The sequence below is a fragment of the Thalassomonas sp. RHCl1 genome, assembly GCF_947387555.1.
Lineage (GTDB): Bacteria > Pseudomonadota > Gammaproteobacteria > Enterobacterales > Alteromonadaceae > Thalassomonas.
This window is the reverse complement of record NZ_CANDNZ010000023.1, coordinates 1-18,446: the sequence shown is the minus strand read 5'-3', so window position 1 is coordinate 18,446 and position 18,446 is coordinate 1. Positions and strand designations below refer to the sequence as shown.

Here is an 18,446-nt window from a genome sequence, read left to right as displayed (position 1 = left end):
GTATGTATCCAGCGTACTCAGGACGAGTAGGAGCTGGATTATACAGGAAGTATGTATCCAGCGTACTCAGGACGAGTAGGAGCTGGGTTATACAGGAAGTATGTATCCAGCGAACTCAGGACGAGTAAGAGCTGGGTTATACAGGAAGTATGTATCCAGCGAACTCAGGACGAGTAAGAGCTGGGTTATACAGGAAGTATGTATCCAGCGAACTCAGGACGAGTAGGAGCTGGGTTATACAGGAAGTATGTATCCAGCGAACTCAGGACGAGTAAGAGCTGGGTTATACAGGAAGTATGTATCCAGCGAACTCAGGACGAGTAAGAGCTGGGTTATACAGGAAGTATGTATCCAGCGAACTCAGGACGAGTAGGAGCAGGATGATACAGGGAGAATAAGAGCCGCGCTATATTCAGGATAAAATGTAGGAACAAAGAATAACTTCGTTATTTCTTGTCCTGCTTTATAATACTAATAGATTGAATTATTTATTAGATTGAAAATCGTCACAATGAGCTCCTGTTAATTTGGTGACTTGTGCCTGAATAAATTGTATCCGGAGCTTGTTGATGTACTCCCTGAGCAGGGTTTTAACTGTTATCTGTTTCCTACTGAACTTGGCTGTGTTCCCGTCTGTTTACGGGCAAAGTCTGGATATCCTTAAGCAAAAATTATCCGCAATCGCCGGGCCTGAAGAGAAACTGGAGTTGTTGCTGTCTTACCAAAGCGACATTGCCACTCTTGATTTGCAACAGCAGGCGAATTATTGGTTTTTACTTGCAAGTCACCAGGAGAGAGGTGAGCAGCTGGATCAGGCGATAGCTTCATATAGCCAGGCAATCACCCTCGACCAGGCCTATCATCAGGGGCCGTCGGTATTGCAGGTGGAAAGCCTGCTGGAGCGCTCTTATGTCAGGTATCTGCAAACTTACGATACCCGGCTCTATTGCCCGGACCGTAAACAGGCGCTGGAGCAGGCGCGGCAACTCAATCAGTCTAAGTTACTGGTTAAGGTACTGGTACGTTATGCTTTTTGTTTTAAAGATTTTAATGCCGACCTGCCACGGGGACTCGCTTTGCTTGATGAGGCGATAGCGATTGCCACAAATAACCAGCTTTCTCCCCGCGAACATGCCATGATTTATAATGCTTCTGGTTTGTTATATCAAAATTATAATGTCTATGAAAAAGCATATGACTTTCTTAATAAGGCTTACCGGCAATGGGCCAGTGTCGATGATTATCAGGATATGTTTAACATGCAATTTACCCTGGTAGATACCGCGATAAATATGAAGCGTTTTGAGCTTGCCGGTAAGCATGTTGATACCTTGTTTTATCTGGCGAGAACACAAAAACAATTTAAAGACTTTACCTTTTTCAGTCATTTTGGCGCCGGCAGGCTGGCTTTTGCTCAGGGAAAGTTTAATGAAAGTGTCGCCCAACTGCTGCTGACATTGCAGCAGCGAGACAACACAGGTGAAGTTTATTTTGTCCGTATGGCGTATGAAAGCTTGATCGTCAGTTATTTTCGTCTGGGTAAGCTTGCCGAAACAAAAGCGCAGCTGGCGGCTTATCAACAGGCTTTTCCCGAATACCAAACGGAGAGTCTTGAAATCTTGGCAATAAAAGAATTTCTTGCCGGCAACTATAGTGCGGCCATGGCGCAATTTTATCTTCGCCTGGATCAGGAAGTGGAGCAACGGCGAGATTTTGTCCTGCGCTCTACCTCAACCACCGCCTCTTTATTTAATGTCAATATTACCGAGCTGGACAATAAAATATTGCAGCAAGACCTGCAAATAAATGCCCTGCAGTTTGACAAGGAACAAGAGCAAAAACGCAATGCCTACCTTTTCCTGTTGCTGGTGTCTTTTTTGGCTTTTGCCCTGGTTTTACTGAGCTGGCATTTGCTCAGAACCCGAAAGATTTTCAGATACCGGGCCCAGACAGATCACCTGACCCGAATTGCCAACCGACGCCATAGTTTTGAAACCGGGCAGCAAATGCTCAGCCAGGCAATTTCGCTGAATCAGCCCCTGTCGCTGATCGTGTTTGATATCGACCACTTTAAGCAGGTTAATGATACTTTAGGGCATGAGACGGGGGATCAGGCGATAGTACAGGTGGTGGAAAAAAGTAAAGAATGCCTGCGTAAACAGGATCAGCTTGGCCGTATCGGCGGAGAAGAGTTTTTGTTGTTATTACCCGATACCCGACAGGAGAAAGCCGTGGAAATTGCCGAACGTATCCGCGCTAAAGTGGCGACGGCCCGGGTCGGCGTTGAGCCGGAGAGCATATATTTAACCGTCAGTCTCGGTGTGGTTTGTGTCCGTGAGGAGAAAAATTTACAGGACTTGATCAACCGGGGGGATAAGGCTTTGTATCAGGCAAAAGCCGGGGGGCGAAACCAGGTGGTAGGTGATTGATAATTAAAGACTGTTGTCACTAAGCAGTGCGCTGTTTTGTAGCAAGATTAAGTGGTTCATCCTTGAAACCCTTTCTCTACTTCCAAACCTTTAACATCGTCAGCTAAGTTGCCGGTGTTAGTCGCCGTGATTTATTACTTACGGCATTTATCAAGACTGCTTTAGAATTTTGTCGGAGTTGCGGCTTGTGTAAGCGGTCCGTTACGTCGTTCGCGCAAGGCTTGTTTAGAGTCTTCTTCCATTTTTTTACGTTGTGCGCTGTTGGTGCAGACCTTTTTAGGAATCTTACTGGCTAAGGTATACACTTTTTCACAGCGATAGCCATCGTCGTTTTTGGCCAGTTGCTCGTTATCATTACTGGCACAGGCCGTTAACATCAAGGCGAGAGCCGCTAATATCGTTTTTTTCATTTTTATTATTCCTCGTATGGGAAGGGAGCTGGACTATCATTTATAAGCTAGTAAATGATGAATTGTATAATAATGATTTATAAATAAAAAAATCACTAGATTATCATGTTAAGAGTATTATTTGTTCAACCAGGTTGCAACAAAAATTTTACATTTTTGGGCTTAAGGGGGTTGGTTGCTCGTGTTTAAATTGCCGCAGCGTATTTACCGGAGGGAGGTGGAATGTAATCCCTAGCCGTCACCTTTATTATTTGGGATAGGATAAGTCATATTTATCTGTGACTATTTATATGCATTCAGGGCAAAGGGGAGTTGATGTTTTTATTTTTATCCCTTAAACCCGGATTAAAAAGTCCTGATGTTTAGTGAACCCTGATCTTGGCTTTTACGGTCTCTGATGGTTATTTTATTCATATTCCAGGATTATACTTCCCTGAACTGGACAGAGTAATACTCTTAGTGCCACGCTTTAATGGTTGGATGTCATGTTTTACCTGACTGGCAGGCGGAAATATCAATTTTCAGTGGTTAAATATCAGGGCGATGCCGGGTGAGCCCGGTAGCTTTTTCGCTCTATAGCCGAAACGGGGCAATAATGAAAAAAATTCACTTTAATATTTTTCGGTGTTTTTTTTATGCTGTGCTGGTTTTCCTGGTCTCTTTTACCAGCTCAGCCAAGGACGAGCAGAAAACTTTAGTGATCGGTATCGAGGCCCTGGATTACCTGCCTTTTTATCAGGTGAAAGCCGGGGAACCCTTATCCGGTTACTCCGTAGACCTGTTGCGGCTTTTTGGCCGTAAGTACGGGTATGATATCAAGTTTAAAGCCTATAATGTTTCCCGGCTGTTTTCGGTTTTTCTGGCGGGCAGAATAGATTTCAAATACCCCGATAGCCCGAACTGGTCGGCGCAAATGAAAAAAAGTCATGGTATTCATTACAGCAACAGCACCACTGTTATTATTGACGGTATTTTAACCCTGAAAAAACACGAAGAACTTTTGCTGGATGAATTTAAGGTGCTTGGCAGTATCAAGGGGTTTAGCCCCTGGCCTTATATGGGCTGGGTACAAACCGGCAGGATCACCCTGGTGGAAGCGGATAATATGGATCAATTATTCCGTTTATTAAAGGCGGGGCGAATACACGGGGCTTATGTCAATGTTCAGGTGGGGTTGAAGTATGTGGAGCAAAATTTACCTAATCTGGATGTCGTGTGGAACCGCGGGCTGCCTTTTGGCAAAGATGACTATTTTTTATCCACCATTTATCATAAAGACGTTTTTAAAGATTTTAACGCTTTCTTGACCAAGCATAAAAAAGAGATCGATGAATTGAGACGCCGGCATGGCATTGAACATCTAGATTTCAAAAAGAACTGACCCGGGCCGGTTTTCAAGAGTTTTATTTTACAATAACCTGGATATTGTTACTTAACGGCTTTAGTGGCGAGTTGATTCTGCGCCAGTTGCCCCAGATAACTTTCTCGTTTTGCCAGAAATTCCATCAGTTGTTGCTGGTAATGCTCACTGACCGCTTCAATAACCGAGGGCCTGCTCAACAGATATTGTGCCCAGAGTGCTAATTTGGGCAAGTGTTGAAAAAATTGCTCTTTGCTGAGGCTTTCAAATAATGGCAGGTACCTGAATGCCGGGGCAAAGGCGGCATCCACCAGGGAAAACTCATTACTGCTGAAGTATTCTGCTTGCACCAGGTTATCTTCCAGGGTTTGCCCCAAGTGTTCGAGTTTCTCCTGTAGCTGGCTAAAAACGGCTTTATCTGGTGCATTATAGAGTTGGGCGATAATGCTGAGGGTGGTAGAAGCAAACTCAATCCAGGCTCTTTGTTCCGCTTTTTCTAAAGCATCTTCAGCCAGCAATTTTCCCTGGTTGGCTTCATTGAGGTATTCGCAAATCACCTCTGACTCAAATATAACGGTCTCATCATCTACCACCAATAGCGGCACTTTGCCCAGCGGAGACAAGGCTAAAAACCATTCGGGTTTGTTCGTGAGATCTATGTCTATGCGTTTATAGGACACGTCCAATTCTTTTAAGGTGATCACTGCTCTTTGTACATAAGGGCAAAGGATGTGGCTGATCAGGGTGAACCGGGCTGGGCCTGTCATCTGTCCTCCGCTTAAGCGTTATGCCTGTTTGTGGGGTGTTTGTTATAGGATAGGAGTTATTTTCCCGGCTGCACGTTTTGTCGCTGTTTTCTGTTTGCCGGAAACCTGTTTGCCACTAAAAAATGCTGTTTTGTTGAAATCTCCCAAAACAGCCATATATAGCTATTATCTGAAGAAATGAAATCTTCCCTGTTAACAAAAGCGTGGCATAAAGTTAAGCATGAGCATCTGGCGTAACTTAACAATGATCCTGGCATTGTTGTTGGTCGTATATACGGCCAACTTTGCTGCTATGTCATTTTCAAAAGCTTCAGATGATCAGAGCCGGGTTAAGCTGAGCGAAACTGTGATGTCAGAGCAGGCGACGTTTGCTTTTTTAGGGGATGACGACGACTTTGACGGTTACTTCAACCCGCCCAGAGGACTCAGGGCCACTGCTCCGGTCTTTGCCGCCGAAGTGCAAACCGAGCCTGAGTATGTCCTTGAAATAGAGTTTTTTGCCACCGAACTGGCGCCTGCATTTTTTAAAAATCTCAGTAATCCGCCGTTAGCCCCTATCTGGCACCAACAACTGACACACAATCATCAGGCATGCCGTATTTCCGGTTGGAAAGACGGCAACTGCCTGTATTCCGGTCGTATCACCTACCACAGTTAAATTCATCCGTTAAGGCTGCTTTGAGCTTATGTTTTTTTATTAAAACATGCTCTTTGCGCCGTAAAAATCACAACTTTTATTTTCCTTTTTTGGTGTTTTAACACCGGAGTAGTCGTGCAGGATTTTCATCCTGTACGGCTATTGATGTCGAGATTTTATGATGAATGTACCCGTAAAAAAGCCGAGGGCTTATTTTAACTGGCAAAACCTGGTGATAGTGATCACCTTGATATTACTGCTGGTCAGCGCCCTGCCTAATTTTTATAGCAATCAGGTCAATATCCAGATCACCCCAAGATCTGAAACAAGCAAACCGATTGCGCCTCAGTCTTTAAAAGCATTGCTTGCCAAGCAAGACCAGCAGCTCGCCGGGATTTCTACCAACAAAGCATATACCAGCTTAGTCTTATCGGATGAGACTGCCCGGACACAAGTCGAACAAGTACTAAAAGATAAGCTGGCCGGGGAGTACGTGATTACCAGCACAGTGGCAAATAACGCTCCCGCCTGGCTGCAAGCCCTGGGAGGAGAGCCGATTAAACTGGGCCTGGATTTAAGCGGCGGAGTCCTTTTTGTGCTTGATGTCGACATAGATCAGGCTTTAACGGAGCGCTTAAACCAGATCTCGCTGTCGCTAAAATCTATGGTGATGGAAAATAAGCTCAGGGGAGTACACCTTGCTGTGTCCGGGCAATCGGGCATCAGCCTTACGCTGGCTGCCAGCAGCACACAATCTTTGAAACCTTTGCTGGCTGAAATTACCCGGGTATATCCCGAACTGACACCGGAGAAAGTCAGTAGCCACCGATTGACTTTGAGTTATGCCGCCCCCGAGCTGGCAAAGTTCCGCCAGCAAACCATGAAACAAACGATAAAAACCATGCGCGGGCGCATTGAAGAGTTAGGCATTACCGAGGCGGTTACCCAGCAGCAGGGGAAAAACCGTATCCGTATCGAGTTGCCGGGCGTGCATGATCCCGAGCAGGCAAAACGTATTATCGGCGCCACCGCCTCGCTGGAGTTTTACCAGCTGGCGGCCAATTCCCGTGCCATGGGCATTAAGCGTATCAGCGATGAAAGTGGCCGCCAACTGGTATTAAACAGCCAGGCGGTTTTTACCGGTAGCAATATCAAAAATGCCAGCCCCGGTCGTGACCAAATGGGGGCACCTTTGGTGAACTTAACCTTAGACAGCGCAGGCGGTAAAAAAATGTCGAAGTTTTCAAAGGAGAATATCGGCAAACCTATGGTGACGGTATTTTCAGAGTATTACCGCAATCAAGATAATGAAGCGGTGAAAAAAAGCGAGGTGATTAATGTTGCCACTATACAGTCTCATTTGGGGGCGCAGTTTAGCATCACCAATATGCCAAGCCTGCAGGAGGCACAGGAACTGGCTTTGTTGTTGCGGGCAGGCTCGCTGACGGCGCCGGTGACCATAGTGAAACAGCAAACCATAGAAGCCACTTTAGGGGCCGATAATATCGACAACGGTATTAAAGCCTTAACCCTGGGGATAGCGATAACCCTGGTCTTTATGATGCTCTGGTACCGGAGTTTAGGCCTGGTTGCCAATATTGCCCTGGCGCTGAACTTAATGAGTTTGCTTGGCTTGATGTCACTGTTACCGGGGGCGGTGTTAACCTTACCCGGCATTGCAGGACTAGTACTCACCGTAGGTATGGCGGTTGATACTAATGTGCTTATTTTTGAACGTATCAAAGAAGAGCTTAAACGCGGGCGCAAGGTGCTGATGGCGATAGAAGTCGGCTATAAACATGCTTTTGCCACGATTTTGGACGCCAATATTACTACCTTGATCACCGGGATGATTCTCTATGCCATAGGTTACGGGCCGGTGAAGGGCTTTGCCGTCATTTTATGTTTAGGCATTTTAACCAGTATGTTTACCGGCGTTTTCGTCTCCAAGGCACTAACCAATTTAGCGATCAGAGAAAATAAGCAGAAGTTATTAGGAGTTGCACTATGAAAGATATCGATAAAACACCGGTGACTTTTTTGACGAAATTTAGAAGGGTTGGTTTTTACTTTTCTATGGGACTGGTATTGCTTGCGTTGGCAGGGCTGTTCAGCCGCGGCCTTAATCTCGCCCTGGACTTTACCGGAGGCTATTTAACCGAATTTTCCACCAGCGAAAGCGTCAGCCAGCAGGAAATGCAGCAGGCTTTAAGTGCTTATTTACCGGACGGATTCCGTTTGTCGTCGGCAAACCAGGGACACTATTGGACCGTGCGCCAGGCAGATAACGTCTCAAGTGTGAAAGGGGCCGACTGGCTGGATAAGCTGGCACAAGAGATGGTGGCTAAACCTGGGGCTATCACCATCAAACCTCAGGAAGCCATTTATATGGGCAGTCAGGTGGGAGAAGAGCTGATAGAGCAGGGCGGGCTGGCGCTGTTAACGGCAGCTGTGGTGATTTTACTTTACCTGGCGGTAAGGTTTGAGTGGCGTCTGGCGACCGGGGCGGTGGCAGCGCTTTGTCATGATGTTATTCTGGTGCTGGGGTTATTTGCCTGGACCGGACTGAGTTTTGATTTAACGGTATTAGCCAGCATTTTGGCCATTATCGGCTACTCGTTAAATGACTCAATAATCGTTGGGGATAAGGTGCGGGAATTTATGCGCAGTCAGAGTGATTCCTCCATGGATAGCATAATCAATCTGGCGATCAAATCGACCTTAGTACGTACCCTGATCACCTCAGGCACCACTTTGGCCACCATTTTATCGGTATGGCTGTTGGCGGGGGCGTCTTTAAGCGGTTTCTCTGTTGCTTTATTTGCCGGTATTGTTGTCGGAACATTCTCCTCCGTGGTCATCTCCGCCACTGTACCCCAGCTGCTGGGATTAACCGCTGATTATTATCAAAAGCAGGCGGAAATGTCCTGTCAGTTACCTTAGCTGCCCAGGTTGTCTTAAGAAGTGATGAAAGGAGGATGAGTCAAATAGTGAAATAACACCGGGCTAACTATAATGATAAGCAAATACATGGGCTTAATTTGAGCCCATGTCATTTGTTCATCACCTGAGTGGTTTTTAAACTGCTAAAGCGAGGAAATTCAGTTATGGATATGACCGCCTGGATCCGCGAGCACAGCTGGGTTCTTGCCCCCGCCTTTATTTTGACCTTGGTGCTTTTTATCTGGCTTAAGGGCAAGCTGGCGAAAAATGTCGAGATCAAACCGGTCGATGTCGGCATTGCCCTGATCCCTTTTGTGTTATGGATGGCATCCGCCGGTATTTTTAAAAAGGTCGAACTTCCCGGGCTGTTATCTTTTGAAACCGCCGATGTGATTGTTACCGCCGCCGCCGCGCCGATTGATTTACAGGTGTCAAAAATCCCGGTAACGGCGCTGAAAGCGGATCCCAAAAGCAGCGTCAGGGAAATTCCCAGGCTGATCGCCTCAGGCAGCCAGGTGCTGAGCTTTACCTTAGGTTATCGCGGTTACCACGGCGGGGCAGTATGGATGTACTTTAATCATCTGCTCAGCTCACCCCCTTTTAAATATGCGGTGATCCTTGATGAGCAAGGCGCCTTGTTCGGCCTCTTTTCTGCGAGAAAACTTACCGCGATATTAAACAGCGATAATAACAATGAGTTGATGGAAAAATATCCGTTAAAACCTTTTCGCGGCTTGCCGGATGAAAATGCGGTGGCGAAATGGCACGGCTTTACTCAAGCCATTATCAACACCGATAAAGCCGAGCTGGCCGACGTGGCGGGTTTTGTCGAGCTTGGCCAGGCGGTAACCCCGCAAGCGGATAAAAAGCGGGTGCTGGCACAAATGGAACAGCTAGGCCTGGATTGGTTGCCGGTGGTCGATAACCAGTCCGGTGTCAGCCGTTTTCAGGGCATTGTTGAGCGCTCCCGCCTGACCGCCAGTTTGATTTTGGATGTCGCCCGGGAGCTGGAAAGTAAAAAGCAGGCACAGGGCAATTAGGCTTTACCGTATATCTTTAGTGTCACACAGCTGAAATATTAGCGACACAAAACCACAATATTAGTAAAACATTTCTGTCATCTTTGCTTCGTAACATAGCTGCAAAAAATTTGTCGTTAAACAAATTTTAACAAACTTAAACAAAACGCTGTGGAGCAAACCCTGATGCTAGTAAATAAAGTTTTTAAAGTAAGTATGATTGCCGGTGCCTTAGTCTTAGCTGGTTGTGGTGGCGATATTAAAGTGAAGCCTACTACCGTTGACAATTCGGTCGACAACAGTGTCACTAACCCAAGTACGGGTACCCCTACTGAAGTGAAATGTGCTTCTTATACCCAGAACGGTTCTACCTTAACCGGTACCGCTGACGGCAACGATTGTGTTTACTCCACCACTTTTGCGTCAGATCTTAAAGAAATCACCAGTGACCTTTATATTCCGGCAATCGAAGGTCGCCACATTTTTAACGGCAGCTTATTTATCGGCGCCGATTATGCTCCCGGCCAGGAAAGCAATATCCCGGCGACAGGCGCGGTATTAACGATTGAAGCAGGCAGCACTATCGTATTTTCCGGTAACGACGATTATCTGCGTGTTGCCCGCGGTTCACGCATTGTTGCCGAAGGTACGGTTGATAAGCCAATTACCTTCACTTCCAACGAAGCTTTCGAAGATTTAGATACCGTAGGTGAAGGTCCTAAATACCGTGACTGGGGCGGTATCATGATCAACGGCCGCGGCATCAACAACAAATGTACTACCGCCGAGCGTGAAGCCGACAGCTGTAGCCAGAAAACCGAAGGTGCGGTGTCTTATTACGGCGGCAACATCGAAGATGACAACAGCGGTATCCTGAAATTTGTTACCGTCAGCTATGCCGGTTCAGGTCCTAAACTGGCGGGCGCCGGTGACGATTTGAATTCCTTGTCTTTATACGCGGTCGGCTCAGGCACTACCATAGATTATGTGCATATTCACGAAGGTTACGACGACGGTGTTGAAGCCTTTGGCGGCAGCGTGAACATGAAACATCTGGTATTGACCCATAACCAGGATGACAGTGTTGACTGGGATGAAGGTTATACCGGTAAAATCCAGCACGTACTGATCAAGCACGGTAACCAGTTAGGTAACCGCGGCTTTGAAACCGACGGCGCGAAATCATCGCCAACGGCCCAGGGGGACAGCGACGAGTCAGGCTCTAACCCGACGGTTGCCAATGTTACCGTGATTTCCAATGAAACCGAAAGTATCCGTGACGGTGATGCTTCACGCGGCATCATGATGCGCGAATGGGGTATGGGCAAGCTGTATAACCTGCTGGTGACTAACCCTGCCACCGAAGGTTCACACCAGTGTTTCGAACTGAACGATGAAAAAGATAAGGTTGAAGTTGACGGCGTTATTGCCAATGCCAACGCCGATAAAATCATCGTTGAAGGCTCGGTTGTTGCCTGTGGCATCAACTTTAAAAATCCGAAAAACAATCCTGATTTTGACCTGGCGACCTGGTGGAAAAGCAAAGGCAATATTGCATTGACCAAAGACCATGTGGTTTATGCCGCCGATGGCTACCGCACTGCGACAACCATGAGTGACGCCGAAGGCACAGCGGTAACGATTCCTGAAGCCGTTGATGTAAACGCCATGGACCCTTGGTTTGACCAGGTGGAATATGTCGGTGCCATCAGTGAAAGCGATGTCAACAGTGACTGGGCGAAATGGGTCGATGCCGCCATGAGCATTGCCGCCGCTTCTTCATTTGCTCACTAGGCAACAGCCCCTTTCATTCTTTATTTTGTTAGACAAGCAGGACAGCTAAGTGCCGTCCTGCTTATCTGATAGCTAGTTAATGGATTGTTTTTCCAAGAGGTCATTTGGTATGAAAACCAAACCATCCAAGTTTACACTGAGCCCGTTAAATCTGGGATTAATGCTGGCGTTTTCTGCCGGTATCTCCGGCGGTTTTGCTCCCGGCGCTTATGCCGCCGAAGGAGATGAGCAGGAGCTGGCGATGGAAGAAGTGGTTGCCGTTGCGACCCGTTTACAGGGCAGTGCCACCGCTGTTATCGAAGAAAGAAAACAGCAGGCCTTTGTTGCCGATATTATGGGAGCCGAACAAATTTCCCGTACCGGTGACAGCGATGCCGCTTCCGCCCTTCGCCGGGTTACCGGCTTAACCCTGGTTGACGGTAAATTTATTTATATCCGCGGCTTGGGTGAGCGTTATTCCAGCACCCGTTTAAACGGCGCCAATGTGCCGAGCCCGGATTTAACCCGTAACGTCATTCCGCTAGATATTTTCCCGTCCAGCATCATCAGCAGCCTGTCGGTGCAAAAAGCCTATTCGCCGGATATGCCGGCGGCGTTTGGCGGCGGTAATGTCGATATCCGCACTAAAACCATACCTTCTGACTTTTTCTTTGATATTGAAATGGATATCGGCGGCGATTTGGCGTCAGGCAGCGGGTACAGCTACGCCGGCGGCAGCGATGACTGGTTAGGTACAGACGACGGCACCCGGGGTTTACCCGGCGCGATAGATCTGGCTTTTGACCGTTATAAAGCCGATTTCTCGCTCGATAATATTATCACCACGGAAGAGAACTTTTCCGGTCAGGACTTCTCGGCAGCAGATGCCCGGGCCATCAACAAGTCGCTGGCGAAATCGTTAAACACTAACCAGGACATCAGCAAAAAAAGCCTGGATCCCGATATGGGCTTTTCTATCGCCACCGGTAATTCGTTTGACGAGAGCTACTTTGGCGGTACCTTAGGTTTTATGGCGGCGTTAAGTTATGACAACGGCTGGACCCACAGTGAACAAACCAGCGGAAAAATTTCCGGCGGTGCGGCCAGCAACGACTGTCAGAAAACGGTCACCGTAGATTGTTACGACCGCCTGGACAAAGGGGCGAAAACCACCAATGAGATCAAGCTCAACGGTATTTTAAACCTGGGTTATCAGCTCGGCGATCATAAGATTTCCCTGTCGAATATGTTGCTGCGCAATACCGATGATGAAGTGGAAGTCTTCACCACGGCGCAACCGGATAATGAATTAACCCTGGCGGACGGCAAATTATCCCGTACCCATAAAACCCGCTTTGAAGAAAGGGAGCTCATCGTTACCCAGTTGCTGGGGCAGCATACCTTTAATCAATTTTACGGTTTAGGCATCGACTGGCAATATACCAACTCGAGTGCCACCACGGATATTCCCAACGAAACCGAGCTGAAAGTGCAGGATGTGTTCGACAACGGCGTATACCAACACTCGGAAGCGCTGGAAGTGACCAATGTCAGCACCCATGGCTTTGTTGAAATGGAAGATGAAGTGGAGTCTTATGGCTGGAATGCCAGCTTGCCGCTATTTTTCAGCAATTTTGAAATTGAGCTTAAAGCCGGTGGTGACTTCCTGGAGAAAAACCGCGATTACCGCACCGATGTATTCGGTTTCAACTTCAATGAAGCCGTAGTGTTAAATACGGACGAGGATAACATCCTTAATATCGGCGGCGCCTTCACCGACAGCTTTATCGACAATACCGACTTTGATTTTGTCTTTAATGAGCCTAAAACCGATGATTATGTCGCGGCGCAGTTAATCGATGCCTATTACGGTTCGTTTGATGTTATCTACGATCAAAAATGGCGCATCAGCGGCGGTTTACGCTGGGAAGATTTCAGACAAACATCCTTGGCATTCTCCCGTCAAATCTACAGCATCACCGACTTTAATGAGATTTTTACCCCGGAAAATATCGAAAACGCTTCTATTGTTGAAGACGATATTTTCACTGCCCTGGCCCTGACCTATTTAGGCGAGCAAAGCCAGTATCGCCTCAGTTACGGTGAAACCATAGTGCGCCCGGATATGCGTGAAGTTTCGCCGGTGGAATTTATCGACCCTATTACCGACCTGAAAACCGTCGGTACCGTGGGCCTTAAATCCAGCCCGGTAAAACACTATGACGCCCGCTGGGAATATTACGGCGATAACGGCAATAACTTCTCGGTGGCGGCGTTTTATAAAACCATCGAGGATCCGATCGAAACCAAACTGCTGGTGGGGGATGACAGCTACAGCCTGACTTACCTTAACGGCGAAGAAGCCGAGGTTTACGGTGTCGAAGCCGAGTGGTTATATGACTTATCCTCCCTGGCGCTTGATGGTTTATTCTCGTCCGGTAACATCACTTTAAGCGATTCTGAAACTGTGCTGTCGGCGGAAGATGCCGGTACCCAGAGCCAGAAGCGCCGCATGACCGGCCATTCGGAATATGTGGTGAACTTCCAGCTTGGTTATGACTCGGCAGACGGCAATCACAGCGGCTCTTTGGTCTACAATGTCTTCGGTGAGCGTATTCTTGCCGCCGGCGCGGGTGACCGGGGCGATGCCTTTGAACAACCGTTCCACTCGCTTGATCTGGTTTATACCTACTATCCGAGCTATTCGAGTACCGTGAAGTTCAAGGTGCAGAATCTGTTAGGAGAAGACATGGAAGTACTGCAGGATAATATCAAGGTGAAAACCCGGGAAATCGGCACCGGATTTTCGGCCTCGTTTAAATACAGTTTTTAATATTCTTTCTTGGGAGATAAGTTGCGGCAAGCCTTTGTCGCAGCTGCTGCCGGTAATTTTTCTGTATATAACGCAGCAACAATTACCGGTAGCAACTTTTCTTGTTGTGCCTGAACTTCCCCGCTTTACAGCACCGTTTCTTTGTCATTGTCATGAGTAGAGGGCTAATGATATGGCGCTTTCCAGGCTGCAATATAGTAGATCTGCTCTATAGTCCCGGGTAAGTTTATCTGAGATGATATGGCTTCTTGTGTGATGGCGGCTTTACACAAATTTGGCGGGAAAAATAGCACATAGAATGAGAACAGCTTCCTCCTGCTGCTCTCTCTGGTATGACTCAAAGGACCGTTTTTTTGATGAAAATCCCCCCGTGTTTTTCAACACATTTCCCTTGCTAAATAGAAAAAGCAAACCAGTAGGAAAAGTCGTTTGCCCTGTTTTATCAAACAGTCAAACAATAGCTGCTTAGGGACGGTTAAGTATTTTAATTGCAAAGAATGTTGGAAATTATCTATGCCATTATCTTCTCTGAAGAAAATACCTGTCGGTGAAATCAATCCAGGTTGCAAGCTCAACTATTCAGTTTTTAATAAGGCTGGCCAGTTAGTGTTACGTAAAGGCCGTACCATTTCATCGCTGAAACAATTTCGTTTTATTAATACAAAAGGCTATTTTAAAGAAAATTTATTAAGCTCGTCTGCGGATTACGATGACTTTAGCAAAGAGGGTGACAAGGAGATAATTCTTCTGATTAACTCTTGGATAAAAAAGCTGCTTGTTATTCGGGGTAATTACCATCAGCCAAGCGTTGATTTTACCCATCTGGTTTTGGAGCTGGCGCTTCATATTCAATTACAGTGTAAACGTGACCTCGATATTTTATTGGTTGCGATGCAAATCAAAATTCATAAAGACTTCAATGTTATTAACGCCCTGCATAGTGCGGTTATTTGTGAGGCTATTGCAGCCCAATACGGGCTGGCGCAGATAGAACGTTTATCCCTTATTGCGGGGGCGCTTACCCATGATATAGGTTTTGAAAAGCTGCAGAATAAATTGCATGCTCAACCGGGAAAGCTTAGCAAAGAGCAAAAAGAGGCGGTTGAGCAACACCCGATAGTGAGTGAAAGCATCTTAAAAAAACAAGGGGTAAAAGACGCTGTCTGGCTGGATGTTGTCCGGCATCATCATGAGCGTTTGGACGGGACAGGTTATCCCGATAAGTTGACGGCAGGGGAGATCTCCCTTGCGGTAAAGATTATCGCCATTGCCGATACCTATGTGGCTGCGTCTCATAACACTGTATTTAGGCCAAATACTTCATCAAACAAGGCCATCAAAACCATTTACAATAATAAGAAAAGCTTTGATGAAACATTGATTTACCCTTTTATTAAAATGATGGGCGTTTATCCCCTGGGGTCCATTGTCAGGTTACAGAATAAAGAAATTGCTTTAGTCACAAATTTAAACAATACCCTCAGCAGTCCGCTGGTCACTGTTTTACAAAACAGTACTGTTTTTTTAGAAACCGAGGTTGTTGTTCGTGATACCGCTTTTGCCGAATATAAGGTTGTCGGTACCGAACCCCTAAAGAAATATCCTCACTTACAACCCCAGATAAAGCATTTATTACTTTGAGGCTCTGTGTGCTATTTTGTCCGATGAATAGTCGGTTAAATAACGTTCTTAAGCTATGATCAGAGGTTAAATCAGAGGTGGGTTACTGAAGATGAAAATTATTGCTTATATCTTGGCTGGTTTACTCTGTCTTTGGCTTATCCTGGCTTTTTTACTGCCCAGTGAAAGGCTGTTTCAACTCTCTATCGCCGCAGAGCGTTTTTTTGCCGGTTTAACGGTGCACAAGGTACAAGTCGGCGAGCTGGAACTGGAATATTTGCGTGGCGGGAATGGGCCTAAACTGTTGTTGCTCCATGGTTTCGGCGCAGATAAAGATAACTGGAACCGTCTGGCCCAGCATTTGACCAAGCGTTTTGATGTCATTGCCCCGGACCTACCTGGATTTGGTAACAGCAGTAAAAACCCCGAGTTAGACTATGATGCTTTGCCTCAGTCAAAGCGGATAAAACAGTTTGCCGATGCCCTGGGCATTAAGTCTTTTCATCTGGCGGGTAATTCCATGGGAGGTTATATTGCCGGTAACTTTGCTGCCCTTTATCCCGAGTCTGTGCAAAGCTTATTGCTGCTGGCGCCCTTTGGTGTCATGGGCGCACAAACCAGTGAAATGTTTACCGAGATAAAACAGGGAAAAAATCCCCGGGTTTTAGTGCAAAACCAAGAGCAGTTCAGGCAATTACTGGAGGTTGTTTTTGTTGACCCGCCTTTTATTCCGCAAGTCATAGTGGATCACCTGGCACAGCAAGCGGAAAAGTCCCTTGCCCTGAACACTAAAATTTTTCATCAGATCCATAACTTCGACCAGGGAATCCCGCTGCCGACATCCCCGTTAAACCGGGTACTGAAAGATTATGCAGCCCCGACTTTAGTGCTCTGGGGAGATAAAGACCGGGTGCTTGATGTCAGTGGGGCGCAGGTGCTTAAACCGCTGTTGCTTAATCCCACTGTTGAGGTTATTACCAATGCCGGCCACTTACCTATGATAGAAGTGCCCGGACAGACGGCCGACATTATTAGCGCTTTTATAGACTCGCAATAACTTTATAACGATCTTAAGTTTTGCTGTCAGTTAACGTTTTTGCTATTCAAGCACTTCAAAATCATCTTCGGTCAGCTTAAATTCACCGTTTGCCTGTTGCTGCCATAATTCTTTATGGATCACGCCGCCGGCCTTATTCATGCGCCAGCGGGAAGTCAGCAGTACGCTGGCTTCATCAATCACCTGATAATCAGGCTCGATATAATCGACATCGCTAAAGCCGTCATTGATCAAGTTTTGCCAAAACTCCCTGATGGCATCAAAGCCGGTAAAAGTGCCGAAAGGACGCGCCCGCATCACCGCATCCGGCGTATACTGACCGGCGCAAACATCGGCATTACCCGAGTTAAAACCTTGCTTCCAGATGTCGCTTGCCCGGATAACTTTGGCGATGATATCTGCTTTGTCTTGTTCGTTCATTTTTTGCTCCTGAAAATAACTCATTTATCGGTGATGACTTAATAGTAGGCCGAATATTGTCTTTGAAAAAGATAGTAAAGCCTGAATCACTGTTCTAAAATAGCGAACAATATGATGAAATATATCCGCCATATGCTGGTGTTTTCCCGAATTGTTGAGCTGGGCTCTATCAGCGCCGCCGCCAGCGATTTGGGGATCTCCAAATCTGTGCTCAGCCAGCAACTGAAAACCCTGGAGCAGGAGCTGGGCGTGCTGCTGTTAAAGCGCACCACACGCCAGCAGGTATTAACGCCGGTGGGACGGGATTTCTACCAACAATGCCAGCAGATAAATGTGCTGGCCAACCAAGCCTGGGACAATGCCAGGTACGCACAGCAAGAGCCAAGCGGCACCCTGAGTATCAGCGCCCCCCATGCCTTAATTGAAGCGGTGATCTCACCGGCCATCGGCAGTCTGGTCAGTCGTTTTAACAAGATCATTCCCAGCATTTATGCCAGTGATCAGCGTGTTGATTTAATTGATGACAATATCGATATCGCCATTCGGGTGGGGGAGTTGCCGTCAAGCGATTATAAGCAGCAATTACTGGGCAGCTTTCGTGAAGTTTTATGTGCCAGTCCCCAGTATATCCAGCGGGAAAATTTGTCTGTGGGACAGTTAAAAAGCAATCCCGAAAAGCTGCTTGCCTGTGATTATGTTGCCAATCGCTGGCAGGGGAAAAGCGTCAGTCACACCTTAACGGATAACAGCAGTGGCAAAACCATAGAGCTGGTTTTTAAGCCCAACCGCTTTAACGATTCGTTAAATGCCGTAATAGCCATGGTGAAATCCGGGGCGGGTATCGCTTTAGTACCTGATTTTATCTTTTCTCCGAGCAAGCACAAAGGCGAACTGCTTGATATCTTTCCAGATTTTCTGCTCCCTGCCGTTCCTGTCTATGCGGTGCATGCCTTTGGCGGCCAAACGCCTTTGAATGTAAAATTAGCGGTTGATGCCGTTAAAAAGCAAATGAAGCAGGCGGTAAATTTTCCATAAAAAAAAAAGACCTTCTTACTGTTGATTTAAGGCTGTGTTTGCATTTAGTGTTGGTCTTACTTATACATACTGTATGGATTGCTGTACACAGAGTTCAACACTATGAAAAATATTGAGTTAGAGTCCTTACAAAAACATCTGAC

Annotated in this window: 14 protein-coding genes; 11 read left to right on the top strand and 3 right to left on the bottom strand. The window is 46.7% G+C overall.

The window, feature by feature from the left end; translation table 11 throughout:
* Positions 1–623: 623 nt before the first annotated feature.
* A complete protein-coding gene (locus tag QL234_RS30410) occupies positions 624–2,429 on the top strand; it encodes a GGDEF domain-containing protein (RefSeq protein ID WP_281561483.1) in 1,806 nt (601 codons plus the stop codon).
* Positions 2,430–2,590: 161 nt separating this feature from the next.
* On the opposite strand, the gene QL234_RS30405 is transcribed toward QL234_RS30410, so the two are convergent.
* Positions 2,591–2,839 carry a hypothetical protein gene (locus tag QL234_RS30405; RefSeq protein WP_281561482.1) on the bottom strand — a complete coding sequence of 83 codons (249 nt, stop codon included), beginning with the start codon at positions 2,837–2,839 and terminating at the stop codon, positions 2,591–2,593.
* Positions 2,840–3,434: 595 nt separating this feature from the next.
* On the opposite strand from QL234_RS30405, the gene QL234_RS30400 reads away from it, so the two are divergent.
* On the top strand, positions 3,435–4,220 hold the full coding sequence (locus tag QL234_RS30400) for a transporter substrate-binding domain-containing protein (protein WP_281561481.1): 786 nt from the start codon (positions 3,435–3,437) through the stop codon (positions 4,218–4,220).
* A gap of 47 nt (positions 4,221–4,267) precedes the next feature.
* On the opposite strand, the gene QL234_RS30395 is transcribed toward QL234_RS30400, so the two are convergent.
* Entirely contained in the window at positions 4,268–4,966 is a 699-nt protein-coding gene (locus QL234_RS30395; protein ID WP_281561480.1) for a glutathione S-transferase family protein, read from the bottom strand.
* A 292-nt stretch (positions 4,967–5,258) separates the two neighbouring features.
* On the opposite strand from QL234_RS30395, the gene QL234_RS30390 reads away from it, so the two are divergent.
* From QL234_RS30390 to QL234_RS30355, 8 genes are all read left to right on the top strand, one after another.
* The gene (locus QL234_RS30390) at positions 5,259–5,624 is read left to right on the top strand and encodes a hypothetical protein (RefSeq protein ID WP_281561479.1); all 366 of its coding nucleotides are present in this window, start codon (positions 5,259–5,261) and stop codon (positions 5,622–5,624) included.
* A gap of 157 nt (positions 5,625–5,781) precedes the next feature.
* Positions 5,782–7,614, top strand: coding sequence for a protein translocase subunit SecD (gene secD, locus QL234_RS30385; RefSeq protein WP_281561478.1), 1,833 nt, complete (start codon positions 5,782–5,784; stop codon positions 7,612–7,614).
* Positions 7,611–8,546: a protein translocase subunit SecF gene (secF, locus tag QL234_RS30380; RefSeq protein ID WP_281561477.1), complete on the top strand. Its 936-nt coding sequence runs from the start codon at positions 7,611–7,613 to the stop codon at positions 8,544–8,546. Before secD ends, secF begins: the two co-directional genes overlap by 4 nt.
* Positions 8,547–8,710: 164 nt before the next feature.
* Positions 8,711–9,586, top strand: a complete 876-nt coding sequence (locus QL234_RS30375) for a hypothetical protein (protein WP_281561476.1) — start codon at positions 8,711–8,713, stop codon at positions 9,584–9,586.
* 165 nt (positions 9,587–9,751) lie between these two features.
* Positions 9,752–11,359 carry a hypothetical protein gene (locus QL234_RS30370; RefSeq protein WP_281561475.1) on the top strand — a complete coding sequence of 536 codons (1,608 nt, stop codon included), beginning with the start codon at positions 9,752–9,754 and terminating at the stop codon, positions 11,357–11,359.
* 109 nt (positions 11,360–11,468) lie between these two features.
* A complete protein-coding gene (locus QL234_RS30365) occupies positions 11,469–14,171 on the top strand; it encodes a TonB-dependent receptor plug domain-containing protein (protein ID WP_281561474.1) in 2,703 nt (900 codons plus the stop codon).
* Positions 14,172–14,684: 513 nt separating this feature from the next.
* Entirely contained in the window at positions 14,685–15,812 is a 1,128-nt protein-coding gene (locus QL234_RS30360) for an HD domain-containing phosphohydrolase (protein WP_281561473.1), read from the top strand.
* A gap of 91 nt (positions 15,813–15,903) precedes the next feature.
* The gene (locus QL234_RS30355; RefSeq protein WP_281561472.1) at positions 15,904–16,848 is read left to right on the top strand and encodes an alpha/beta fold hydrolase; all 945 of its coding nucleotides are present in this window, start codon (positions 15,904–15,906) and stop codon (positions 16,846–16,848) included.
* A 42-nt stretch (positions 16,849–16,890) separates the two neighbouring features.
* Here QL234_RS30355 and QL234_RS30350 read toward each other — a convergent pair whose 3' ends face one another.
* Positions 16,891–17,268 carry a nuclear transport factor 2 family protein gene (locus QL234_RS30350; RefSeq protein WP_281561471.1) on the bottom strand — a complete coding sequence of 126 codons (378 nt, stop codon included), beginning with the start codon at positions 17,266–17,268 and terminating at the stop codon, positions 16,891–16,893.
* Positions 17,269–17,379: 111 nt separating this feature from the next.
* Between QL234_RS30350 and QL234_RS30345 the strand changes: the two genes are divergently transcribed.
* The gene (locus QL234_RS30345) at positions 17,380–18,303 is read left to right on the top strand and encodes a LysR family transcriptional regulator (protein WP_281561470.1); all 924 of its coding nucleotides are present in this window, start codon (positions 17,380–17,382) and stop codon (positions 18,301–18,303) included.
* Positions 18,304–18,446: the final 143 nt, after the last annotated feature.

Coding starts and splice junctions, on each gene's coding strand:
- QL234_RS30405 (WP_281561482.1), bottom strand. CDS start 2,839: ATGAAAAAAACGATATTAGCGGCTCTCGCCTTGATGTTAACGGCCTGT.
- QL234_RS30400 (WP_281561481.1), top strand. CDS start 3,435: ATGAAAAAAATTCACTTTAATATTTTTCGGTGTTTTTTTTATGCTGTG.
- QL234_RS30395 (WP_281561480.1), bottom strand. CDS start 4,966: ATGACAGGCCCAGCCCGGTTCACCCTGATCAGCCACATCCTTTGCCCT.
- QL234_RS30390 (WP_281561479.1), top strand. CDS start 5,259: ATGTCATTTTCAAAAGCTTCAGATGATCAGAGCCGGGTTAAGCTGAGC.
- secD (WP_281561478.1), top strand. CDS start 5,782: ATGATGAATGTACCCGTAAAAAAGCCGAGGGCTTATTTTAACTGGCAA.
- secF (WP_281561477.1), top strand. CDS start 7,611: ATGAAAGATATCGATAAAACACCGGTGACTTTTTTGACGAAATTTAGA.
- QL234_RS30375 (WP_281561476.1), top strand. CDS start 8,711: ATGGATATGACCGCCTGGATCCGCGAGCACAGCTGGGTTCTTGCCCCC.
- QL234_RS30370 (WP_281561475.1), top strand. CDS start 9,752: ATGCTAGTAAATAAAGTTTTTAAAGTAAGTATGATTGCCGGTGCCTTA.
- QL234_RS30365 (WP_281561474.1), top strand. CDS start 11,469: ATGAAAACCAAACCATCCAAGTTTACACTGAGCCCGTTAAATCTGGGA.
- QL234_RS30360 (WP_281561473.1), top strand. CDS start 14,685: ATGCCATTATCTTCTCTGAAGAAAATACCTGTCGGTGAAATCAATCCA.
- QL234_RS30355 (WP_281561472.1), top strand. CDS start 15,904: ATGAAAATTATTGCTTATATCTTGGCTGGTTTACTCTGTCTTTGGCTT.
- QL234_RS30350 (WP_281561471.1), bottom strand. CDS start 17,268: ATGAACGAACAAGACAAAGCAGATATCATCGCCAAAGTTATCCGGGCA.
- QL234_RS30345 (WP_281561470.1), top strand. CDS start 17,380: ATGATGAAATATATCCGCCATATGCTGGTGTTTTCCCGAATTGTTGAG.